A 21,554-nucleotide genomic window follows, 5' to 3' on the forward strand; every position below is an offset into this window, starting at 1 on the left:
GCATCTTTATACGCCGATGAGTAGGAAGAGTTGCGATGAATTTAACATTTTGCAATAAAATTCAGCACACGTTTTATATACGCTTCTGATTGAAGTTGAAAAGAGCCGACATGCCCTGCTCCTTCTGTAATCCATAGCTCAAAAACAGCTGGGTGACGCTCGAACATCTGGGTACTATTGGTATATGGAATAGCCAAATCATCCTTACTATGAATGAACAGAACTGGCCTAGGTACAATCTTGTCAACGGCAGCTAAGGCATCCACAGCATGTGGATTCACACCTATTAATTTTGGCAAAATAAATAGAATCAATGGCGTAAACGGGTAGCGTGGTAGCTTTGACCACACCGGCAAGTTCTCTTTGAGATAAGGAAGCAATTGGCTGAAAGCACTGTCCGTAATTACGCCTGACACAGCTTCTGACTCTGCAGCAGCCAATAAGGACGAAGTGCCTCCCATGGAGAATCCGAGTAAGATGATTTCAGATGACAAGTTTGTATAGCTCTGAACCCAATCGATAGCGCCAAGGATGTCTTCTTTTTCCAAGAATCCAATTGTTGTTGTATCTCCTTCTGATCGTCCAGAGTTACGAAAATCAAACATGAGGACATGATATCCCGCATTGACAAGTGCTTGAGCCAATAACAAGGCTGGGAGCCCTTTTTCAAGTCGTGTACCTGCATACCCATGTGACATGATGACGGTCGTAGTTTTGGCTAAGGAAGGTGCATTAGGCGACTCCAAGTACCAACCATCCAAGAGTACGCCATCTGTACGACTTGGAAATGTAACATCCTTTCGGTGCAAGTTGTAATTCTCCGGGGCATCATCTACGATCTTTCGTTGTGGATGTGTTAACTGCCACCCCACGTAGGTAGAAAGTCCCACAATGCCAAGCACGATGAGCACAAGAATGATACTGACAAGTAATCCAATCATAATGAAATCAACACCTCTATTTGTTTACTTTACCTTTACTGTTTCTTTATTTCTCTCATATTAGAGGTTGAAAGTCGGTAACCTCCCATGTTACATTAGAAAAAGATGGATTTTGTCGAAACATGGAGGACGCTGAATGAGTTTGCAAATTCAAATGTTGGGAACCGGCAGTGCCTTTTCCAAATTGTACTACAATACAAGCGCATTAGTTCGAACGACTGATGCCACAATTCTAATTGATTGCGGGCCAACAGTGCCCAAATCCCTTAGCGAGATTGAGATCGAGCTCGATCAAATTGATGGAATCCTCATTTCACACATTCACGCTGACCATGTGGGCGGCCTTGAAGAGCTAGCCTTTCGTTTATTCTATCAATGTAACCGTAAACGTGTGAAGCTTTATGTTACCGAGGCTTTAGCTGAAGTGCTTTGGGAGAACAGTTTAAAAGGCGGACTTTATAATCCGGAGGAAGGTTTCCACCAGCTACAAGATTATTTCGAGCTTGTTTATTTACAAGAAAGAGTACCTTATCAAATCGCAACAGATCTTACCATTGAAATTATCCCAACCTTGCATGTTGCACAAAAGCTTAATTATTCGTTCTTTATTAATCACTTGACATTCTATAGTGCAGATTTGCAATTTAATCATGATCTGCTCATCGACGAAGTTATTCGTGCAAGAAATTGTCACACCATTTTCCATGATTGTCAATTAGATGGACCTGGATACGTACATACAACGTTAGCTGAACTACTTACACTTCCGGAGGATATTCAGAAACTCATCTATCTCATGCATTATGGCGATCGAATGCCAGCATTCATTGGTCAAACAGGTCACATGACCTTTATCCACAAACATGAAATCATCGAAATCACCGATTGAACTTACATCTCGCCGAAGCCCCGAGAAATTAAATTTCTCAGGGCTTTTTTCGATAATTTCTCCCTACATTTTCATTTTTTTTGGAAAACAGCAGGAATTTTATGACAAGTATAGAATTTGTCACAAGAGCATGTGAACGGCGGAAATTTGCAATCGGGAGTTGATTACGGTGATTATCAATGTAGTTTATTATGTGTATGTAATCTTATATGGCCTATATACGATGTATCTGCATGCAGTCTTGAATGTCCCTTTGTTTCTTCTAGCTATTGGTCTTTTTATCTTAACGGTGCGCTTCCACTCTTCACACCCTGCTATGCCTTGGCTCCAACTACTCCTCATTGGTACTCTTCACGCACTTGGACAATCTGCCCTTTGTTACCCTCTATATTTACTCACACTTTCACAATATTCCTACAAAGAAGAGATTAAATTCAGAGCATGGGTACTTTGCGCGATCGCTATGATTATTTATTTATCCACGGTTAATTTCATAACGCATTCCGCATCTAAAGCGTCCATGTTTGGGTTCATGAGTATCCTCGACTTTGCTGCCACCACTTGGCTAACACGAACCATCCATCTCCGAAGCGGTAAAATGGAACGCATCCGCACAGAACGTCATTTATTATCGCAAAAAGACTCCCTTACTGGTTTATACAATTATGAAGAATGTCACCGAAGGCTCGAGCAGCAAATTAAACTTCATCAACCATTGGTCCTATTTCTTATCGACTGCACCGATCTGAAAGCAATGAATACATCAGGTGGTTTTCAAGCAGGTAATTTCGTTCTAAAGCAAATGGCTGATCTCCTTCAAATCCTATTTAAAGAAGCGCTATTTATCTCGCGATATGGTGGTGATGAATTCGCAGTGGTCATGCCACTACATAAAGATTTTTTAACAACAGCCTCTTATCAACAGAAGCTCGATTCTGAACTTCCTAAACTTACTGGCATTCAAAATACATATGGTATTGCCATATTTCCACAAGACTCGCTGACGAAAGATGATCTTATTTTGCACGCAGAGCATAATCTATTTATGAAGAAACGTGAATCTTGGTTAAAACGAGAAGAACAAATGCAACGCTCTGAAAAACTCCGTGTTGTCGGTGAACTTGCTTCTGGCATGGCTCATGAGATACGAAATCCCTTAACAACAGTCAAAGGTTTTCTACAATTATCAAAAGCAAGCGATTACAATATTGAAAATTGGTATGATCTCATCATGGATGAGATTGATCGGATGAGCGATTTGACCGGTGAATTCCTTCAATTCTCCAAGCCGCATCAAACAGTCTTCCAAACCCATTCATTAAATGAATGCGTTCTCAAAGTTATCGCCCTCATTGAATCCGAAGCGACCAGCTCCGGTCATGAAATACATTTTCATGAGTCAACCTATGCTGTACATATGCTAATGGATCAAGATAAAATGTTACAACTCTTGCTAAACATGATGAAGAATGCGTGCGAAGCCATGGAAGCAAACGGTTCCATTCATATCAAATTAAGCCGCGATCCCAAGAACGCGACTTTGGTTATTGCAGATAATGGTCCCGGTATACCGAGTGATCAACTCGAAAAGATTTTCCATCCCTTCTTTACGACCAAAGAAACCGGTACGGGTTTGGGACTATCGATTTGTTATAAAATCGTACAGGATCATCAAGGTACATTAGAAGTTGAAAGCGAGCTCGGTATTGGGACACGATTTATTTTGACTTTCCCACTTGTCATAAATATGACTTCCGGGAATGACAATTCAGCTGTATGTTAAAGTGTTTTCTTCATTCGTACATGAAGGATTCCGGCATCATGGAATGGCTCATCCGAGATTACCGTATACCCTAACTGACTATAGAAACCTTCTGCTTGACATTGCGCATCTAGTATCGCATACTTGCAACCAAGCTCGAGAGCCTGTTGTTCCATTGCTCGTATGAGTTGTTTGCCAAGCGATTGACCTCGGTATGATTTCAAGACAGCAACTCGTTGCAATTTGGCTGTTGATTCTTGGTACTCATACCATCTTGAAGTCGCAATCGGCGTTTCACCATCCATGATGAGCAGATGTTGGCAGGCTTCAGGGGACTCATCCTTCTCATCCATTTCCAGATGTGCAGGTACTTGCTGTTCATCAACAAATACGTTAAATCGCACTGCAAAACAAGCTTTCAGTTGTTCCATTGTTGTAACACGAATTGTTTCCATGTGGGCTTCTTCCTCTCTAAGATCGTTTCTTGATCTTATCCCATTCCGGAAATGTTGTCCACTTGTGTCGTGTTCACACCTTTACTTTCGTTCCAATAAGTAACTGCAAGCACCAATCGCTAAGCCTAATACGGCACCAGCTGCAACTTCTCTTGGTAAATGCCCTAGTCGTTCCTTAAGCGCTTTTCTTCTTCTGGCATGATAGATCCCTGGGTGCTGCTGGGCAATCCGTTCAACCTGTTCGTCTAAATCATTCACTTCGACTGCGATTTCGCCAGCAGACCTGCGAATGCCCATCGCATCGTACATGACGACAGCCCCGAATACGGAGCTCACCGCGAAATCAATGGCTGTGAAGCCTCTTTTCATGCCAATATAGGTAGCAAGTGCAGTGACTCCGGAAGAATGCGAACTCGGCATGCCACCAGTTTGAACTAATTGTGACCAATCCCATTTCTTACTAGTTATAAACGTTAAAGGTAATTTGATGGCTTGAGCGGCACCTATACCGATCATAGCCGTAGTTAATGCTCGATTCATGTCTGTTCACCTCACTGTTAGCATCCATCACAGGTTTAGATTCTATGCGTAAAATTTGTTATACTAGACACATTGATTCTTATGAGCTTATACTTACGAAGCTAGTTTTCTTCGAAAACTTTTAGGAGTGTGACTGATGAATATCGCTTTTTTTCTGTTACCTAAATCGGAAGTCATTACCGCGACTCCACAAGCGACCCTTCGTCAAATATTGGAACGCATGGAGTATCATCGCTATACCGCTGTCCCGATTCTTTCTGATGATGGTCATTATGTAGGAACCGTTACGGAAGGTGACTTACTTTGGTATCTCAAAAACTCGCATATCGGCTTTGATAACGCTCATCGCCATGTACTTGAAGAGGTTCCGCTACGCGTCAAAAATAAACCCGTTCATATCCATGCGGACATGGTAGACTTGATTGACTTGGCAAAATCACAAAACTTCGTACCTGTCGTCGACGATTCCGACAAATTCATCGGGATTGTCAGACGTAGTGAAATTATTGAGTATTGCGCCAAACAAATGAATTTACAGGCCAGAGCTGTTCAGTCCTAATTATTAAATAATTACCTTATAGGGATAGAAAAAAGGCTGAGGACGCTCAGCCTTTTTTCTTTGTTCACAGCGGATACTGCTATTGTACTTGACCGTTAGAAGGTGCTTTAGACGAGACAAACTCGCTTGCCCAGTCAACCATTCCATTCATTAAGGTCAAAATGAGATTCACCGCATCCTTTTCCGTCAATGAACCATTCGACTGACTACTGACATACTGCGACGTTTTCTGTTCCAATTTCACGACAAGATCTTTAATTTTCAAAAGTTCATTCGCCAAATCCGTAACTTGCTGATTATTTGAGTTATTTGAGTTGCCTTGGTCTGATTTCATATTTTGACCTTGATTCTGGCTTTGGTTTTGATTTTGATTTTGATTTTGATTTTGATTTTGGTTTTGGTTTTGGTTTTGATTTTGGTTTTGGTTTTGATTTTGACCTTGATTCTGATTATGCCCTTGCAATTGACCTTGCCCTTGCCCTTGATCTTGACCTTGGCTTTGGGACGTATCATTGGCCGACTCATTTGACGCGGCAGATCCATTGCTAGATGACGACGCTTGTTGCTGCCCTTGGCTGTCTTGTGAGCCTTGCGCACTTGAAATCAACATTTTTTTGACCTGCTCTAATTCAATGAGTACCATATCATTTTGCTTGGTTAATTCATCCATTTGCAGCTTGAGATCCTGTGTTTTGATCATGTTGTTGAAACCCTTCCTTCCCTTATTTCACAGCACCGCAAGCAATCCGCTTACCCGAATTGCCAGATGGATCTGTTTTCAAATCATCTGCTTTCTCATGGATAACTAAGCTAGATCCGCCTGGTTTGAACAGCGAATTCGGCTTATCCTTTTCTAAGACGACTGCCTTTGTAACGCTGCTAAATCTCCCATTACCTTGACCATCCACAATCAAATTGGGCAGATCGCCTGCATGTGCCCCTTTGGGATTTAGGAAGCCATGCTCTTTCATATGCGGATTGAAATGCCCGCCTGCCGAATCAAACGCTGGTGCTTCACAAACAGCTCTCTCATGAATATGTAAGCCATGAACACCAGGAGAAAGCCCACTAACTTGCACATCCATCTGTACACCTTCTCTAACCGCAGTTAATTGCGCAGAACCTACAGTCTGGTTATTCGAGCCTATGAGATCTACACGTATCGTTTCCGGCGATATGGTGGCCTCTGTTGCTGAGGTCCTGCTAACTGTTTGGCAGCCTGTCAACAACATAAGACCCATGCTAGTGGTCATCATTATTTTAGCTATTTTCATCTTGTACAATCCTCCTGTAAAACCACACATTGGTATATTCTACCCTTAGGATGCACAACTGCCCTTCACGATAACCACATGACGCCTAATAAATTTCTAAAACATCCTTTACAAAGCAAAAAACCTGTAATCTTTCGATTACAGGCAACCTCTTCCATATAAGTCTACTGAGATTATAAAATTGTCATGAGCTTTGCGATAATTTGTAGGTTTTCTAACTTTCGTTTGTAAAAGTGAAATTCCACCTTCGTATGTTCAACCGCATCTTCCATCTGTAGAACCTGTTTTTGCAAATCCTTCGTGTATGGCCATAATTCCGCCTGCCGCTGAAGCTCATTCTTGCCTGTCACATGGCCTTCACCAATAACTTCATACTCCTTCGTTAGAAGCATATGTTTTGCCCAATTCAACTCAGAGACGGCATCCACGTAGATCGCTTCCGCTTGTTTCAACAATTCCGGTACAAGTTGTAGCTCCAAAATAACATCCGACCGATTCATTCGGATTCCTCCTATGAGTTTTCACACAACTCAGCATAGTAATACATGAAATATTGTTGCTTAGCCTCATATATATTCATAGAAAAACAAAACATGCACACAAGCCAAAAACCGCGAAAACAGTGGGTTTTCTACCTACATTCGACTTATCACGCACGACAATTCCGCTATAGAATGACAAAACCATTAAGTCTACATTAAATCTGATAGATTCGCTCTGACCTGCTTGTATAACCTATTAGAAGTGCTACAATGTTACTATACGTATCAGAGGAGGTGACAAATATGAGCCAAGAAGAAGAAGTAGTACAATCCAATGAGCAAGAAGAAATCTCTGCTGAATCCACTGAAGAAGAAGTGGTGAGTCAAGAGGCTGAAGAAGTAATCGCTGAAGCGATTGAAGAAGCAGCTGCTGCAGAGGAAGAAGCCGAACAATCCGAAGAATAATGTAACCGTTATCATACATGAACATATATCCCCCTCAACTTCACAGTTGGGGGTTTATTGATTTTATAAACTTTTTTTTGATTTCGGCGAATAAATATTCTGAACATTCAAATAATACTGGTGTACCATAAAAAAGGAGATGATTATGAATGGCTAGATCTAACACGTTAGTCGTCCAACAAGCAAAGGCAGCACTAGATCAAATGAAGTATGAAGTCGCTCAGGAAATTGGTGTTCCTCTCTCCCCTTCTGGTTACAACGGTAATTTGTTATCCCGTGATGCTGGCTCAATCGGTGGCACCATCACAAAAAGATTAGTGCAAATGGCTGAACAATCTTTAGGCGGCTACAAACGCTAATCCTTTGATGTAGGAGCAAGCTCAAAAAAGACTGAATCACTCGATCCTCCTTAGAGTGGTTTCAGTCTTTTTTCTATTTCCTTCAAATTCCTCTGATTTCCCTTGAATTTCCTCACCAGTTTTACCAAACACCTATAATTAATCCTCTGGCTTTAGTATGATTACCTTGCTCGGATACCCGAATAAGGAGTGTTGAAACCATGTCTACGCAATATGAAATCTTCCGTGATCCCTTCCGCATGCTAATTCTTCTCGCCACTTTAGTAAGTGAAAAGCAAAACGAACCCGCCTTGCAATTTGATAAAGTACCCTTTTTCGAGAATGATACCTTCCTTATTCAGCATGACAAGTTTGTGTACAAGAAAAATCTTACAGAAATTACTTGGTTTCAATTCCTAGGAAGAGACATCGTTTGCAGTAAAGACCTGTCACGTGAAGAGTATAATAAAATGTTCGTTGATTGCCTTGCATCCTTGTACAACATTACATAAGAAAAAGAAGGAGCAGATCTTTGGATCCGCTCCTTCTGCTATATCGTTACTTCTTCTTTACTTCCTCTACAAAAACGTCACTTGCGTCACGTGTGCTTCCGAGCTCAAGAATCGTGTATTTCTTCTCACCGATCATGATCACATCTTCCACTTCAGGAAGCGGATCTCCCAAGTATACCGTTCCTAAATACACATTACTGCTCTTCAATCGTAAATTCCAACGATGTTGTTGTTTCGTCATAGCTAATCCTCCCACAAACTCTAATGTTCTCAAGTTACCATAAATTCACCTAAGATGAAAGCTATATGAGGAAACATCGGATAAATAGGGAATATTATTTCACTTTCTGATTTAAATGAATGAGGAGTTGAAAAAAGTTTTTTTCCATTGTATACTAAGAAAGGTCCCAATATAAAGGACGGTAGCTCAGTGGGAGAGCATTACCTTGACAGGGTAGGGGTCGTGGGTTCGATCCCCACTCGTCCTATATGAATTAAAAAATTACTCGCGAATTACTTCGCGGGTATTTTTTTATCTATTTGTTTGTTAATTACATTGAAAATAATAGATTGTACATTCATTAGATAGAACAACATGCAAAAAGAACCCCTCCCGGGGTTCTCCTTCAAATATCCCTACACCTTAAATCGATCAACCACATCTTGCAAACCTGTCATCTGATCATGCAGGTCAATCGACTCTCTATGTACACGCTCAAACATTTGTCCCAGTGTCTCCACATTGGCCAAAACTTCCTCGGAACTCGCTGCCGTTTCCTCGGAGCTCGCTGAAGAGAGTTCAATGAAGCCAACAATAATGTTTTTGCGATTATCGACATGCTCCATATCGACCGAGATGCTTTCTATCGATTCATGGATTTGTTTCAATGAAGAGTTAATGAAATCAAAGGTATCCGATGTCTGCCCTGCATTCTCTTCTTGAGAGCCGACAATGTGAAGCGACTGCTCCATCGCTGCGGATGTTAGCTGTGCAGAATGCATAACGTTCTCAATTAATGTCTGAATGTGCTCTGATGCCTCGCCGGCTTGAACGGAAAGTGTTCTTACCTCAGCAGCAACTACAGCGAATCCGCGGCCGTTTTCACCGGCACGTGCCGCTTCAATGGATGCATTAAGCGCTAGTAAATTCGTTTGTCTCGAGATGGCATGAATCGTGGTAACCATTTCTTTAATTGCGTCTATATCCTGCATTAGCTTGCCTACGCTTGATGCTACTTCTTTGGTCACGGTAACGTTATTGCGAATTAACTCGATCATCGCTCGCATCGCTTCAGCACCACGTTCTTCCTTCTCGCGAATAATCGCGCTATTATTTTGTAATATTTGAACGTGTTCCTTCGTATCGTCAATCAGTTCCGCTAATTCATGGACACCTTTCAGTCCATCCTCCACTACCTCTGCTTGGCTTCCTGCGGCCGTTGCCAATTCATGGATCGTCGTATTAATCTCATGGGAAATCGTATTGGTTTGCTTCATTGAATCTTTGATATGATCGGCGTTGCCTTTGCTCAGATGTGCAGATTGTTTCACGTCCTTCACAATCACATGTATTTTCTCTATAAATTGATTGGTCGCTGTGGATAATCTGCCAATTTCGTCCATGGAGTTTTCGGGAAGCCTTCGTGTTAAATCACCATCTCCCTGAGCAATCGCAACCATGGCCGACTGCAGTCTCTCCAACCTTTTGAACTGACGATTAACAATATAGAATAGCACCGCTCCCGCAATCAATAAGCTTACTACTGTGGCAATACATGTTGTGTAGAAGAAGTTTGTCAATACTTGCTCCGACAATGTCAGTACAAGCACTTGGCCCGTCGACAACGCTCTAAAGTAATACTTGGCTTTGGTTCCATTGTACGACATCGTCTCGAACGCCTTATGCTCCCCAGATAGACTTACACTAAGAGAGTCTAACAGCTTCGCGTCTAACTGCGTGATGCTCTCATCGGATGAGGCAACGAGCTTGCCAGTGGGATCAACCACTCCCGCGAAAAGCACATCTCCGCCCAACTCCGACTTTAATTGCGTCAACACTGGCTTTGCGCCTATTTTACTATCCAGTTCCGTAAGTGTAGCGCCATCTCTTCCAGTTTGAACAATGCGAGGAGAAGTCCAACCGGACACGCCGACGTATTTATACACTTTAGGATCAACACTTCGTTGTTGGGCCGGCTGTGTGACTATTTTTTGTTTGCCCGAAATGAGATCCATAAACTCATAAGCTTGATTCTTCGGATCACCGCCGAAATTAAAATCAATCTTTTCTCCTGCATTCGTCAGCACTAATTGACCCTGTGCGTTGGTAATCCAGAACTCATCAATACCTGAACGTTCAGCTATTTCAACTGCTTGTTTATAGGTCATCGGAATTTTATCAAACATATAGGATAGAAGGGTTGCTTGTGCCACCATCTCCTTCTCCATGACACTTTCTGTCGTCTTTCTCGCAATTATAGCGTTTTCAATTCCAATTCTAGCTGTCTCTAACGTTGTAAATCCTTTCTCATGAAGACTTTCAGCTGTCTGCTGATACGTAAGTGTCGCTGTCCCTACGGACACTGCAAACAATACGACCATTAAAGGCCAGATGATTTTGTACTTAATTGATTGAATAGCCATGTTGTTCTCCCTTTTCTATAGTTTCAAAGATTCTAAGTAATCTACTTCGCCACCTTCCAACATATTCCTCCAAAAAAATCTAACATTCGACGGAAGATTATAATTTCCTGGGTAAATAGTACTAAAAAAAAGCTCCCTAGCGCATAATCATCTATGCGTAGAGAGCCATTTTACAGCTACACATTCAACATGCTTCGGATTGCACGCTTTGTTTCCTCAATCGCCATTCTCAGTGGCTGCGTCTCTCCTTGATACGGGTGTACACTCCCGAAAGTATGGTTTCCGTTAGGGATCTTCACCCATTGTATAGCTGGATTATTTGCAATCAACTGCTCAGACCCACGAATCAGCCGTTCCCCATCTGCCGTGCCTTGAACAAGTGTAATTGGGAATGTCGCTTCACGAATTCTACCAACAATATCAAATCTCTCTTCGTTGCGTTCCATATCTTCTAGGATTTCCAGATCGAGCGGCATCATCTGTTTCGTTCGTCCATTTAAGGTATAGGATCGGCCCGTGGCCTTCATCTCCGCTTTATTCTCAGGTGTAAGCAAATCCACATGTGCAATCCCATTCCAACTGATGACACCAGTAATTTCTGTAGGATGATCCAAAGCGTAGATCAAGCTTACGCCAGCTCCTCTGCTATGACCCAATAATACAATTGGCTTCTCCTTGCCCACGTGCTTATGTATATCCCCAATCATAACTTGTACGTCCTCTAGATCTCTAGAATAGGTATCACCTGCGAATTTCTCTAGCTCTGTAAAATCCATCAAATCTTCGCCCACCCCATTATGGGAAAAATTCAGGGCAACGACATCAACAACATCCGCTAATTCCTTCGCTACATAGGGGAACATTCCCCAGTTTTTGAAGCCTTTATAACCATGCAGTAGTAATAATGTGCCCTTACTCGGGTCTTGCTTGGCTTTATACATATCGCCTCGCAGGATTCGCTGCTCTGACATATGTAATTCAAAAGGTATTCCTAGAGCGTTCTCCATCTGTTTCTCCTTCCTATCGTTGCCAAATCATTAATCAATCGTATACTTTTGTCATTTTATCACAATCTAACTCAGACAATTCAACTTTAACCAACGAGCCTGTATGTTTCATTTCAACCAAGCAGCCAACTCGCATCTTTGACACAAATGCCATACGAATAAGGAGGAAGCTCCGTGTTATCAAGTCTAAATCGTCGCAAGCTGCGTGTACTATTTCTAACCTTCCTTCTAACACCACTTTTGAGTCAAGGAATGACTAGTCGTTCACACGCGCAGCATATGGAACCCTTACAGAAAACGATGGCTGCCGAGAAGGGAAGCATTCAGCTTCAAGTGAAAGCATCTCCGGGAGCTCTTTATCAAACAGAACTAACTTTCGTCAATACTTCATTACAACGCGCGCTGGAAGAGGCTACAGTAGGTGATGCATCGTTAGAAGCCATTCCTCCAGACACCACACTCCAGTATGACAAAAAGGGGCAAACCATCCTCCTAGGGGTCACCTCAAGCGGAGATGTCGTTGATTGGACTTCGAAGAGGCGCATGCAACTCCCACCATCCGCTCAGGAAGCGCTGCAAGCGCAAGTCCAGGCACTTCGTGCCAAGCATTATGGCGAGATGCTGACTTGGGAAGAAGCAAGTCTTGTTCTTCCGAAATTCAGTTCCTTCACTGTCGTAGACGTGATGAGTGGACTTAGCTTTGAAGGGCAGCGTCGCGCGGGCTCCCACCATGCGGATGTGCAGCCGCTAACCAAAACCGACTCCGCGACGCTCAAGCGCATTTATGGCGGCACGTGGAGCTGGGACCGCCGCGCGGTCCTCGTGAAGCTGAACGGCCGCACCCTTGCCGCCTCCATGCATGGCATGCCGCATGGCGGTGATGGTATACCCGGAAATGACTTCAACGGTCATTTCTGTATTCACTTCCTGGGGAGCGTAACGCACGGCTCCCGCTCCGTTGACCCGGCGCACCAAGTCATGGTGCACCGAGCTGCAGGCTTGCTGAACGACTACGTCAGCAAGCTCACGCCCTGGGCGCTGATCGACGTCTGGATCAGCGGCGCACACCAAGGCGACCTGCAGCTGCTGCAGGTCACCACAGGGCAAGAACAGGCGATGCATGTGCGAAGCATGCGCCGCCTGTCCAAGTTCCAGGAGCAGGATACATCCCAGCTCCTGCAGTACGACACGTCTGTCAATGTAACCATGACAGCGGCTAGAGCATCCGGGGTGACGAGTCGCCGCGTACTCTTTCATCTTGAACGCACCACCGTACAAGATCGGTGGTACATACGCAGTGCAGTGATCCAATAATATAAGTAAAGCCCAGCAAGATGGAGTTCTCCATGACAGCTGGGCTTTCTTTTATTATTGCAAGGTTTGACCTGACGCCTTACGTAATTCATTGGCGAGTCGATGAAACTCATTCTGTGCAGGTACGGATGATGTCGCTCCGTATCCCGCTGAAAGGAACGGTATGATGGCATTAGCATCTTTCACTGTTAGAGGATAGCTGGGTGGTTCCGGTTTCCGTTTATTCCACCAACCTTCATTCCCATACGATTCATCATAATCAATCGCAATACCATTTAACATGACATCATTAAGGTATTGATAGATATGAATAAATGACGATTTCTTACCTGCGCTCCACGCATAAGTTTGCCAGAATCGTGAGCAAGCACCTGCAGCATAAACTGCCTCCATCACGGCGTATGAACCATACACACCCGTCGTGTAAGCTGGCGTAGCTTCACTTGCTGCTTTGATATATGCGATAACCGTAGGCATTTGGGCAGACGATACGTCGAAATCAACAGCAAAATAGATGCAACTACCCTCAGGCTGCCCAACTTGCGCGGCAACCTGCAAAGCGGTTGCACCGTCTGCTAAACCCGCACTTCTACCGCCAAGAGCACGACTAGCCGTTGTTTCATACACGGAAACTAACTGTAAACCAGCTGCACTAATGACGTCAGACTCTGATTTCGTTAGTGCCTTTGCTCCACTTGGCACCAAATATCTAGCGACAAACGTAAAACCCTGTCCGACGAAAGCAGCCGCTTTTTGTGCCGTAAGCGGTGTTGAACAATCAAACCCTTTCGCCACTTGCCATCACCTACTTTCCATATGGTATTCACAGGATATGCCATAAGAACGAGAGCCGACACTACCAAGCATCTAAAGTCCTGCTGTCAGTCATGAAAAAAGGCTTATCTCCAGTGAGATAAGCCCATTCCATTAAACTTCTTTCGTACCAAAACGGATCGCATTTCGTTCCTTGGCTCGCTGTGCTTCTACTTCTCGATTCCGTGGCTCTGCATGCGTGACCAAAGAATCCATCAGCTTCTGAGCTGCCAAAGCAACCTCTTGTACAGCCAATTGGAACGCTGCTTCATTCGCTTTGGAAGGTTCAGTGAACCCTGATATTTTACGTACGAACTGCAGGGATGCCGCACGAACTTCATCTTCTGTCACGACTGGCTCATAGTTGAATAATGGTTTAATATTCCGGCACATGTCTCACTCGCACTCCTTCGGGCATGGTTTCCCTTTTACATACACTGTCTTCAATATAAGGGTTGCCCTTGGTTTTATCAAGCTCGTGTACATCTGGCTCTGGACATCCTATCTATACAATAAATCTATACCCAGATCCCCATACCGTACCTATGTACTGAGGCTTAGAAGGTGTCTCCTCGATTTTCTCTCTAATTCTGGCAATATGAACGGTTACCGTAGAGGCGTCACTCATCGCATCCATGCCCCAGATCCGCTCGAACAATTCTTCCTTGCCGAATACCCGATTCGGATATTGAACGAGAAACAGAAGCAGGTCAAATTCCTTTTGAGCCAGAATAACTTCGTTTCCGTTAACAAATACGCGTCTGGCTTCCTTCTGCAACTCAAGTCCCCTGATCTGAATCGTACTTCCTTCCGTGCCCTTCCCAAACCGCTCTTTCATCCGCTCGAACTTTTTCAGATGGGCACTTACCCGAGCCACGAGTTCGCCTGAGCTGAACGGCTTTGTAATATAATCATCTGCACCGAGACCTAAACCATTCACTTTATAAATCTCTTCTGCTCTTGCTGAGACTAGTAGTACAGGAATATCATCTTGCTCACGTATGGTTTTGAGCACTTCAAATCCATCTATATCGGGCAGCATTATATCTAAGATAACTAACTCAAATGCTTCTTCTTTGAGTGCTCTCAGACCATCTGTGCCGTTGTTTACCATCTTAACGGAGTAACCGCTTAGCTCCAGATAATCCCTTTGCAAATTGGCAATACTTTGGTCATCTTCGACTATCAAAATTCTTTTCATCATAACCTCCAAACATGGTTAGAACTTTTTAAGAGATATCATAATCCCTGTTCCCTCACCTACCGTGCTTTTCGCCCATATTTTCCCGTCGTGCCCTTCAATAATTTGCTTGGCAATGGCTAAACCCAGTCCGCTTCCGTTCTTCCTTGATGGATCTACTTGATAAAACCGTTCAAAAATGAAGGGAAGCTTGTCCTCAGGGATGCCCTTTCCATTGTCTTTTATTTCAATAATCGCGGAGGTCCTGGTTTCCCTAAGTAGAATAGCAATCTTGCCATTGTCAGTTCTGGCATACGTCATGGCATTGTCAATAATGTTTTGCACAACCCTCTTTAACCTTTCGATGTCTATTAATACTTTGACAGGCTCTTTTAACTCATTGATCAAAGCAATGTCTACATTCGCCTTCTCACATTCATATTTATGATCAGCAACGCAGTCCTCGAAATAACTAGCCAAATCCGTCTTCTCAAAATGGAAAGGAAGCTGATTCAAGTCAAGTTTGGAATAGAGAAGTAGATCATCAATCATCGCATTGACCAAAATCGCTTTGGAGCGGGCTGTCTCCAGATACTCCTCCATCTTCTCAGGCGTCTTCGCAACCCCATCTATAATGCCTTCAATATAACCTTTGATGGAAGTCACCGGCGTCTTTAAGTCATGAGAAATGCTCGAAACTAGAAACTTTCGATTATCATCATATTTTTGCTGTAAATAAACAGATTCCTTCAACTTGATCCGCATTAACTCCAAGGTTTTCCCAAGCTCCCGTATCTCCCCTTCGCCGTCTTCTGAAATTTCCCCATTTAGATCGCCTTCCCGAATTTTGATCGCAGCATCCGTTAAACGAGAGATCGGTATAATAATTCTACGAGAGAATTTATAGGAGATCCAACCATTCATCAGCAAAAAAACGACAGTAAAAAAACAAATCGTAAAGATGCCCAGCATCCAATATACATTCGTATTTACCTTGATTGGTGCAAGCAACAACAGAATACCCATCTCACCAGACGGGAGTTTGAAATCTGCTCGGTTAAATAGATACGTTTGGCCATCAAGCTCAATCTCATTGCGATTAGACTCACTAGACAGCATTAAGCTTTTCTCTATATCGATTGGATTAAAATGGCGTGTAGCGAACTTAACCTCTCTTCCCACAATAAGGATCGCACTGGCATTCAAAACGTTCATGCGATCAGCGAGCTCTTGTTGATACTTCGTATCCAAGAGTCCCTCAAAACCTAGTGCCATCGCTTCTTTTCGCATTTCACTGATGGCTGCACGAACCTCAACCGCTCGTTGAAACTGCTCGATACCCGCTTCGCGGCCCAAAACCTTCGTATACATGGCAACAAAAATAATGACCGCCAAGATCGTCAACCCAATGGAAAGCAGCACAGCCAACGTATTCATCGTGAAGAAACGTTTCGTTAAGTGCATGTAGAGTCCTTTCTATATGTCCTTTCTATCGAACAAGTAATACCCCATCGTAAATAACATGATACCACAACCAGTCATAATTAGAATCTGCCGGCTAATTTTGAAGAAATTGATGGATTCCGATATCCAAAGGGTATACCAGTCAAACATCGAGGTGATAAAAAAACTCGAATAGGATGAAAATACAATACCTAAGAAATTAAATCCAATAAATACAAGAATGGCAAGGAAGAATACCGCTAGACCACCCTGAATGAGATTGGCTAGCAGCACGACGATAAGCGCAAATACAAATACAGGGAAGAAAGTTAAACCATACGACACAAACACCTTTACGATTCCAATGAGACTGGCGGATGAAGGGTTGAATATAAAACCAGCAAGCAAGGATAGAATCATGATAAACAATAGTTTACCCGCAATAAATAACGCTAAATTCAACACCTTGGCCGTAAACACGCCAAATCTGGAAACCGGTCTCAACAGCGTTATTTTCATCGTATTCGAAGAAGACTCACCGTTAAACATATCAATGGCTACGAAGATAGCAAATAACGGTAACAAGGTATAGGCAATGAATGTCAATACTGCGATAGGAAATTCAACACTGCCAACAACTCTTAATCCTAGGCCATGCTTAATGGTTGTTACCGCAATTTGGCCAATCACTACGGCAAGAATGGATAATATCGCGGCAGCCATGATTTTTTTCTTTTTACGCAGCTTCACTGTTTCATTGATAAATGCAGCTTTAAACCCTACCATTCCTGTCCACCTCACTAACAAAGTAATTCTCAAGCGATGAATAAAAAGATAGAATATTTTGGGTATAGTCAACATTCACCAGCTTGCCTCCATAAATAATGCCAATCCTCGAACACGTTAGTTCTACATCGTGAATTAAGTGGCTGGATATAAAGAATGTTGTGCCTTCCTGTGATAGCTGTTTGATCAACTTCCTCATCTCCAGCATCCCTTCCACATCTAGTCCGTTTAGAGGCTCGTCCAAAATTAACAATCTAGGTTTCGATAGAATCGCCGCTGCTATCCCCAATCGTTGTTTCATTCCGAGCGAAAATTTTTGTGATTTCTCATTTTTATATTTCAGCATCCCCGTGATTTCTAGACATTCATCAATTCGACGCTGATCGATTTCTGGATAAAATCTTGCAAACAGTCTCAAGTTCTCATTCGCCGTCAAATAAGGATAGGATTCTGCTGTTTCAATAATACAGCCGACATGTTTCATTGCGCCTACATAATCTTCCGCCACACTCGCTCCGAAAATCTTCACATCGCCTCGATCTGGCTTTATCAGTCCTGTAATCATCTTCATTGCTGTTGTTTTCCCTGCTCCATTAGGTCCAAGAAATCCGAAAATATCGCCTTGATCGACATCTAAGTTCAGATCGCTGATGCCTCTGCCATTTGTATATGACTTGGTTAAGTCTTTTATTTCAATCGCCTTGACCGTCAATTCATCATCTCCCTAAAAAATCTCAGGAAGCCGCTATTCGCCGCCTCCTGAGAATCATTTCTATTCAAATACGCGGATAAATTCGCCATCATAGTAAGGTTTCATGGTGTTGCTTTGTTTGTACGCATTTTTATCACTAACTTCTAGATTCATATCCACATAAATTTTACCTGCCATGTTCGGATGAATCATGCCTTGCTTCTTTTCACCCTTCGAATCTGTGTAAGTAAACATAGGAGTTGTCGACATGTTGTATTCGAAACTAAAGGCATCCTTGTTTGGATACTCGCTCTCATAACCAGCTTTTACGGTTTCAGCATACGTTCCAGCTACTTTGTCGCCGTCTACACTTGTAATTGAAACAGTTCTCTCACCGATTTTCACAAACTTACCGTCTTTGTCCATAATAATATCGTTTTTATACGTTCCTACATATTTAGGGCTGAATCCACTATTACGACTAACCTTTTCAACCTTAGCTGTTGTTAGATCAGGTTTTGTAATCTTCGTACTGCCAATCTCAGACAGTTTAAAAATTACATTCAGGTTTAAGTCATGTTGAACCCCATTTTTATCCTTACCTGATAGCGTGACCTCACCCATCAGATTTTCTAGATAACCTGCTTTACTCTCACTCGCCGTTCCTACTACCTTTTTCACGAATATATCGCTCTCTATCTCTGGTAAATCTCTTTCACTATCTAACATCTGCTTAATTCCGAAAGAGGAGACTGCGTTCACGAGGGCTGGCACTTGTGTCTCGGACAAACTTCCCGAATATACTTTACCGCCATCCGTTCCTTCCTCAACTTGTACATTATCTTTCAATGAGCCTACTACTGCATCAACAATTTTCTCAACCTCTGATGCTCCCTTTTCTTTAAAAGGATTCCTGAAATCAGCTGGTCCTTTACGGTCTGGGTTCATGTCAGTCGAATTTTCAAATACATAATATGTATTGTCCGATTCGTTCTTGTCAATGGTTTGCTTCTTATCAACATACGTATATCTAGTGGACGTTTCACCTTTGGCGTTTTTCGTTACCTCGTTGTTCTCTTTTACTTGGTTAGTTGTATCCATCTTTTGGAAAATTGACGATTGAAGTAAAATTTGATCATTATTTTTCAATGTATACATCGTCTCGATCGAATAGTTGCTAAGGCCACTTTCCATCACAGATGCCGTATTTTTCACTGAATCCTTCAACCGGTCATATCCGGATCCTAACAGCGCATCAGCGAAAGCCGTAGATACAAATAGACAGGCTCCAACCGAAAAAGAAAGGACTGTAATAGATTTTTTACTAAGTTTCATTTCTCTTCTCCTTTTTTCTAACAATTTGCGGGAAACGTTTCCTTACTACTTATTTTAGTATAAGCTTATTGAATCCATCTAAATGGATTATTAACAAAGTATTAACTCTTTCCTTGAGTATGTAGAAACTAAATTAGAGAATCAATCCTCTTAACATAATTACATAAAAAAAACACCCTTAGGGTGTTTCAAAAATAAATATGCAATCAATTTTTTAAGATGCCTCCTTAACAACTAAATTTTCATACTTTATAAATATTGACCTTTGTGCATCATCCCAACCGCTACTATCTCGATACTCTTCGTTTTCGAAAGCTGCTGCAACCGCAATATAAGCTATACCAAACTTCAGTTCTCCACGATTATTTTCATACTTTTCAATGGCTTTGTCAGCCCTACTAAGTAAATCTTCAAGATCTCTTATTTTAGAATAATTAAATCTATTAATATTACCGATAACCTTAGACAAGTGATTATCTCCATTAGAGACTTGTTTATCTGGATACTTTTGATTCAAAAAAGCAGTAACCGTATCAACATTTATTTGCTGATCAAGTAACTCTTCGGGATTTTCCACATTTGTTATACTACTGATATAACTTTCTCTTGCTGTTCTGATTTGATCAAAATAATCGTCAGCTAATTCAAATAATCCTGCTAATGAATTAAGTTTTCTTTTTAAGAAAGGAGGAGCATCAGATTCTTTTTTATAAACTAAATGGTGATCAATTACAGCCCAGGCATCCTGTAGAACCGTTCTAACTTGTATTTCGCATATCGATTCTTTCAAATCATCGTATCTTGCTCCTGAAGTATCTTTCCCAAGCGTAACTAAATAATGAACAGCACCATAACCAAATTTATCGATACCGTTTAAATCAGATTTATTTATCTTTTCTATAACATTAAAATTTGAATTAATTATCTCATCTATTGCGTTAATATCCCGATTATATAAATAAACAGCCCTCACACCTGCAAAATCAGTTATTTCTTTAAATGGATCATTATAGTGTTTTCGTGTGATCTTTTCAACAAAACTATCAAAAGCTTTAGCTCTATATGTAATAGCAGCTATATGAATGCCAGCATTGTTTATGCTTCTTTCTAAGATATAAGCAACCTCGTTACACAGTTGTTCATACTGTTGTTGCATATTGAGGAACTGTCTAATGACTTCCGGTTTTGTTTCAAATAGAGTAACAACTTCAGGACTATTAAAATTTACTTTGCTGTTCAATACTTTACCCCCTAGCCTAGATTTTTCCAAATTACAACATTCGACATAATCCTTACAATTCCTGCACTCATAAATTTGATTCCAAATTATACGTTCACTGAATAAAATTTCACGACGCAAACGCAAACAAGCCCCTCCTTCCCACCAACATGAAGTTGTGAACGAGGGGCTTGTTATGCCTTTAAAATAAATAAAAACCCTTATCAATCAAGGGTTTCCGTGCTATGGGCCCAGAGGGACTCGAACCCCCGACCAATCGGTTATGAGCCGACCGCTCTAACCAACTGAGCTATAGGCCCTAATGAAATTTGGTTGCGGGGGCAGGATTTGAACCTGCGGCCTTCGGGTTATGAGCCCGACGAGCTACCGGGCTGCTCCACCCCGCGTCATGTATGCCGCTCAACAGCGACAAAAATAAATATACACTAACGGCGATGGCNGAGCTATAGGCCCTAATGAAATTTGGTTGCGGGGGCAGGATTTGAACCTGCGGCCTTCGGGTTATGAGCCCGACGAGCTACCGGGCTGCTCCACCCCGCGTCATGTATGCCGCTCAACAGCGACAAAAATAAATATACACTAACGGCGATGGCTTAGTCAAGCGTTAATTTTATGCATAATCATTTCGTTTATGTATTGTATCTGACGCCAAAGCGACCCCTCTTCGACTTATAAACCTCCACTTCCTGCGGGCACTCATAGCCATAGATCCACCAATCTTCTTCCATGCGTTTTGCCAAAACGCCTGCTTGAAACTTCGAATCGTATAATTTCGCCCAATAGATCCAGTTCATATGCATCACTCCATTGTATCAATTCATTACTTGTAGCTTATCCATAATTAGGTTCTCTTATTAACTCTCTGTCTTCACAACAGTTCGAAAA

25 protein-coding genes and 4 tRNA genes are annotated in these 21,554 nt (G+C 42.2%); 8 read left to right on the forward strand and 21 right to left on the reverse strand.

What is annotated here, in order from left to right; genetic code table 11:
- Positions 1-41 precede the first annotated feature (41 nt).
- On the reverse strand, positions 42-941 hold the full coding sequence (locus tag A8708_RS31710) for an alpha/beta hydrolase (RefSeq protein WP_068670593.1): 900 nt from the start codon (positions 939-941) through the stop codon (positions 42-44).
- Positions 942-1,077: 136 nt separating this feature from the next.
- Here A8708_RS31710 and A8708_RS31715 point away from each other — a divergent pair, with 136 nt between their 5' ends.
- The gene (locus A8708_RS31715; RefSeq protein ID WP_068670595.1) at positions 1,078-1,830 is read left to right on the forward strand and encodes an MBL fold metallo-hydrolase; all 753 of its coding nucleotides are present in this window, start codon (positions 1,078-1,080) and stop codon (positions 1,828-1,830) included.
- Between the two features lie 169 nt (positions 1,831-1,999).
- Positions 2,000-3,613 (forward strand): ATP-binding protein, encoded by a 1,614-nt coding sequence (locus tag A8708_RS31720; RefSeq protein WP_157265141.1) that lies wholly within the window; start codon positions 2,000-2,002, stop codon positions 3,611-3,613.
- Here A8708_RS31720 and A8708_RS31725 read toward each other — a convergent pair.
- Positions 3,610-4,047, reverse strand: a complete 438-nt coding sequence (locus A8708_RS31725; protein ID WP_068670604.1) for a GNAT family N-acetyltransferase — start codon at positions 4,045-4,047, stop codon at positions 3,610-3,612. The genes A8708_RS31720 and A8708_RS31725 overlap by 4 nt on opposite strands.
- An 81-nt stretch (positions 4,048-4,128) precedes the next feature.
- Entirely contained in the window at positions 4,129-4,587 is a 459-nt protein-coding gene (locus A8708_RS31730) for a divergent PAP2 family protein (RefSeq protein WP_068670606.1), read from the reverse strand.
- Between the two features lie 136 nt (positions 4,588-4,723).
- Here A8708_RS31730 and A8708_RS31735 point away from each other — a divergent pair, with 136 nt between their 5' ends.
- Positions 4,724-5,146, forward strand: a complete 423-nt coding sequence (locus A8708_RS31735; RefSeq protein ID WP_068670608.1) for a CBS domain-containing protein — start codon at positions 4,724-4,726, stop codon at positions 5,144-5,146.
- 79 nt (positions 5,147-5,225) lie between these two features.
- On the opposite strand, the gene A8708_RS35700 is transcribed toward A8708_RS31735, so the two are convergent.
- The 3 genes from A8708_RS35700 to A8708_RS31750 all read right to left on the reverse strand — a co-directional run bounded on the left by A8708_RS35700 (position 5,226) and on the right by A8708_RS31750 (position 6,920).
- On the reverse strand, positions 5,226-5,846 hold the full coding sequence (locus A8708_RS35700; protein WP_068670610.1) for a hypothetical protein: 621 nt from the start codon (positions 5,844-5,846) through the stop codon (positions 5,226-5,228).
- A gap of 22 nt (positions 5,847-5,868) precedes the next feature.
- A complete protein-coding gene (locus tag A8708_RS31745) occupies positions 5,869-6,420 on the reverse strand; it encodes a superoxide dismutase family protein (protein WP_068670612.1) in 552 nt (183 codons plus the stop codon).
- A 173-nt stretch (positions 6,421-6,593) separates the two neighbouring features.
- Positions 6,594-6,920, reverse strand: a complete 327-nt coding sequence (locus A8708_RS31750; RefSeq protein ID WP_068670614.1) for a hypothetical protein — start codon at positions 6,918-6,920, stop codon at positions 6,594-6,596.
- Positions 6,921-7,205: 285 nt separating this feature from the next.
- Here A8708_RS31750 and A8708_RS35705 point away from each other — a divergent pair, with 285 nt between their 5' ends.
- From A8708_RS35705 to A8708_RS31760, 3 genes are all read left to right on the forward strand, one after another.
- Positions 7,206-7,367: a hypothetical protein gene (locus tag A8708_RS35705; protein ID WP_157265145.1), complete on the forward strand. Its 162-nt coding sequence runs from the start codon at positions 7,206-7,208 to the stop codon at positions 7,365-7,367.
- A gap of 149 nt (positions 7,368-7,516) precedes the next feature.
- Complete coding sequence (locus A8708_RS31755; RefSeq protein ID WP_068670616.1) at positions 7,517-7,726, forward strand: alpha/beta-type small acid-soluble spore protein; 210 nt, start codon at positions 7,517-7,519, stop codon at positions 7,724-7,726.
- A 200-nt stretch (positions 7,727-7,926) separates the two neighbouring features.
- Positions 7,927-8,217, forward strand: a complete 291-nt coding sequence (locus A8708_RS31760) for a hypothetical protein (RefSeq protein WP_068670618.1) — start codon at positions 7,927-7,929, stop codon at positions 8,215-8,217.
- Positions 8,218-8,263: 46 nt separating this feature from the next.
- Here A8708_RS31760 and A8708_RS31765 read toward each other — a convergent pair whose 3' ends face one another.
- The gene (locus A8708_RS31765) at positions 8,264-8,458 is read right to left on the reverse strand and encodes a hypothetical protein (RefSeq protein WP_028558119.1); all 195 of its coding nucleotides are present in this window, start codon (positions 8,456-8,458) and stop codon (positions 8,264-8,266) included.
- A gap of 175 nt (positions 8,459-8,633) precedes the next feature.
- Here A8708_RS31765 and A8708_RS31770 point away from each other — a divergent pair.
- A tRNA-Val gene (locus A8708_RS31770) sits at positions 8,634-8,705 on the forward strand.
- 148 nt (positions 8,706-8,853) lie between these two features.
- Here A8708_RS31770 and A8708_RS31775 read toward each other — a convergent pair.
- Both A8708_RS31775 and A8708_RS31780 read right to left on the reverse strand, forming a co-directional pair.
- The gene (locus A8708_RS31775) at positions 8,854-10,860 is read right to left on the reverse strand and encodes a methyl-accepting chemotaxis protein (RefSeq protein WP_068670621.1); all 2,007 of its coding nucleotides are present in this window, start codon (positions 10,858-10,860) and stop codon (positions 8,854-8,856) included.
- A gap of 176 nt (positions 10,861-11,036) precedes the next feature.
- Positions 11,037-11,867 (reverse strand): alpha/beta hydrolase family protein, encoded by an 831-nt coding sequence (locus A8708_RS31780; RefSeq protein WP_068670623.1) that lies wholly within the window; start codon positions 11,865-11,867, stop codon positions 11,037-11,039.
- Between the two features lie 174 nt (positions 11,868-12,041).
- Between A8708_RS31780 and A8708_RS31785 the strand changes: the two genes are divergently transcribed.
- The gene (locus A8708_RS31785) at positions 12,042-13,181 is read left to right on the forward strand and encodes a hypothetical protein (protein ID WP_068670625.1); all 1,140 of its coding nucleotides are present in this window, start codon (positions 12,042-12,044) and stop codon (positions 13,179-13,181) included.
- Positions 13,182-13,235: 54 nt separating this feature from the next.
- On the opposite strand, the gene A8708_RS31790 is transcribed toward A8708_RS31785, so the two are convergent.
- The 12 genes from A8708_RS31790 to A8708_RS35960 all read right to left on the reverse strand — a co-directional run bounded on the left by A8708_RS31790 (position 13,236) and on the right by A8708_RS35960 (position 21,463).
- A complete protein-coding gene (locus A8708_RS31790) occupies positions 13,236-13,976 on the reverse strand; it encodes a DUF1906 domain-containing protein (protein WP_068670627.1) in 741 nt (246 codons plus the stop codon).
- Between the two features lie 132 nt (positions 13,977-14,108).
- The gene (locus A8708_RS31795; RefSeq protein WP_068670629.1) at positions 14,109-14,387 is read right to left on the reverse strand and encodes a DUF2277 domain-containing protein; all 279 of its coding nucleotides are present in this window, start codon (positions 14,385-14,387) and stop codon (positions 14,109-14,111) included.
- A 112-nt stretch (positions 14,388-14,499) separates the two neighbouring features.
- Entirely contained in the window at positions 14,500-15,195 is a 696-nt protein-coding gene (locus tag A8708_RS31800; RefSeq protein ID WP_068670632.1) for a response regulator transcription factor, read from the reverse strand.
- 18 nt (positions 15,196-15,213) lie between these two features.
- Positions 15,214-16,638 carry a sensor histidine kinase gene (locus A8708_RS31805; RefSeq protein ID WP_068670634.1) on the reverse strand — a complete coding sequence of 475 codons (1,425 nt, stop codon included), beginning with the start codon at positions 16,636-16,638 and terminating at the stop codon, positions 15,214-15,216.
- A 12-nt stretch (positions 16,639-16,650) separates the two neighbouring features.
- Positions 16,651-17,403, reverse strand: a complete 753-nt coding sequence (locus A8708_RS31810; RefSeq protein WP_068670636.1) for an ABC transporter permease — start codon at positions 17,401-17,403, stop codon at positions 16,651-16,653.
- Positions 17,390-18,115 (reverse strand): ABC transporter ATP-binding protein, encoded by a 726-nt coding sequence (locus A8708_RS31815; protein WP_068670638.1) that lies wholly within the window; start codon positions 18,113-18,115, stop codon positions 17,390-17,392. Before A8708_RS31815 ends, A8708_RS31810 begins: the two co-directional genes overlap by 14 nt.
- 60 nt (positions 18,116-18,175) lie before the next feature.
- Positions 18,176-19,429: a hypothetical protein gene (locus A8708_RS31820; RefSeq protein WP_068670640.1), complete on the reverse strand. Its 1,254-nt coding sequence runs from the start codon at positions 19,427-19,429 to the stop codon at positions 18,176-18,178.
- Between the two features lie 214 nt (positions 19,430-19,643).
- Entirely contained in the window at positions 19,644-20,795 is a 1,152-nt protein-coding gene (locus tag A8708_RS31825; RefSeq protein ID WP_068670642.1) for a GTP pyrophosphokinase, read from the reverse strand.
- A gap of 99 nt (positions 20,796-20,894) precedes the next feature.
- A tRNA-Ile gene (locus tag A8708_RS31830) sits at positions 20,895-20,968 on the reverse strand.
- 10 nt (positions 20,969-20,978) lie between these two features.
- Positions 20,979-21,055: transfer RNA gene (locus A8708_RS31835), tRNA-Met, on the reverse strand.
- 77 nt (positions 21,056-21,132) lie between these two features.
- Positions 21,133-21,209 (reverse strand) — tRNA-Met (locus A8708_RS31840).
- Between the two features lie 89 nt (positions 21,210-21,298).
- The gene (locus A8708_RS35960; RefSeq protein WP_167355949.1) at positions 21,299-21,463 is read right to left on the reverse strand and encodes a hypothetical protein; all 165 of its coding nucleotides are present in this window, start codon (positions 21,461-21,463) and stop codon (positions 21,299-21,301) included.
- Positions 21,464-21,554 lie beyond the last annotated feature (91 nt).

Origin of the sequence: Paenibacillus oryzisoli (assembly GCF_001653565.1) — a bacterium.
GTDB classification, from domain to species: Bacteria; Bacillota; Bacilli; order Paenibacillales; family NBRC-103111; genus Paenibacillus_E; species Paenibacillus_E oryzisoli.

Excerpts from the sequence above, each read along its gene's own strand:
- A8708_RS31710 (WP_068670593.1), bottom strand. The coding sequence starts at position 941 with ATGATTGGATTACTTGTCAGTATCATTCTTGTGCTCATCGTGCTTGGC.
- A8708_RS31715 (WP_068670595.1), top strand. The coding sequence starts at position 1,078 with ATGAGTTTGCAAATTCAAATGTTGGGAACCGGCAGTGCCTTTTCCAAA.
- A8708_RS31725 (WP_068670604.1), bottom strand. The coding sequence starts at position 4,047 with ATGGAAACAATTCGTGTTACAACAATGGAACAACTGAAAGCTTGTTTT.
- A8708_RS31730 (WP_068670606.1), bottom strand. The coding sequence starts at position 4,587 with ATGAATCGAGCATTAACTACGGCTATGATCGGTATAGGTGCCGCTCAA.
- A8708_RS31735 (WP_068670608.1), top strand. The coding sequence starts at position 4,724 with ATGAATATCGCTTTTTTTCTGTTACCTAAATCGGAAGTCATTACCGCG.
- A8708_RS35700 (WP_068670610.1), bottom strand. The coding sequence starts at position 5,846 with ATGATCAAAACACAGGATCTCAAGCTGCAAATGGATGAATTAACCAAG.
- A8708_RS31745 (WP_068670612.1), bottom strand. The coding sequence starts at position 6,420 with ATGAAAATAGCTAAAATAATGATGACCACTAGCATGGGTCTTATGTTG.
- A8708_RS31750 (WP_068670614.1), bottom strand. The coding sequence starts at position 6,920 with ATGAATCGGTCGGATGTTATTTTGGAGCTACAACTTGTACCGGAATTG.
- A8708_RS35705 (WP_157265145.1), top strand. The coding sequence starts at position 7,206 with ATGAGCCAAGAAGAAGAAGTAGTACAATCCAATGAGCAAGAAGAAATC.
- A8708_RS31755 (WP_068670616.1), top strand. The coding sequence starts at position 7,517 with ATGGCTAGATCTAACACGTTAGTCGTCCAACAAGCAAAGGCAGCACTA.
- A8708_RS31760 (WP_068670618.1), top strand. The coding sequence starts at position 7,927 with ATGTCTACGCAATATGAAATCTTCCGTGATCCCTTCCGCATGCTAATT.
- A8708_RS31765 (WP_028558119.1), bottom strand. The coding sequence starts at position 8,458 with ATGACGAAACAACAACATCGTTGGAATTTACGATTGAAGAGCAGTAAT.
- A8708_RS31775 (WP_068670621.1), bottom strand. The coding sequence starts at position 10,860 with ATGGCTATTCAATCAATTAAGTACAAAATCATCTGGCCTTTAATGGTC.
- A8708_RS31780 (WP_068670623.1), bottom strand. The coding sequence starts at position 11,867 with ATGGAGAACGCTCTAGGAATACCTTTTGAATTACATATGTCAGAGCAG.
- A8708_RS31795 (WP_068670629.1), bottom strand. The coding sequence starts at position 14,387 with ATGTGCCGGAATATTAAACCATTATTCAACTATGAGCCAGTCGTGACA.
- A8708_RS31800 (WP_068670632.1), bottom strand. The coding sequence starts at position 15,195 with ATGAAAAGAATTTTGATAGTCGAAGATGACCAAAGTATTGCCAATTTG.
- A8708_RS31805 (WP_068670634.1), bottom strand. The coding sequence starts at position 16,638 with ATGCACTTAACGAAACGTTTCTTCACGATGAATACGTTGGCTGTGCTG.
- A8708_RS31810 (WP_068670636.1), bottom strand. The coding sequence starts at position 17,403 with ATGGTAGGGTTTAAAGCTGCATTTATCAATGAAACAGTGAAGCTGCGT.
- A8708_RS31820 (WP_068670640.1), bottom strand. The coding sequence starts at position 19,429 with ATGAAACTTAGTAAAAAATCTATTACAGTCCTTTCTTTTTCGGTTGGA.
- A8708_RS35960 (WP_167355949.1), bottom strand. The coding sequence starts at position 21,463 with ATGAACTGGATCTATTGGGCGAAATTATACGATTCGAAGTTTCAAGCA.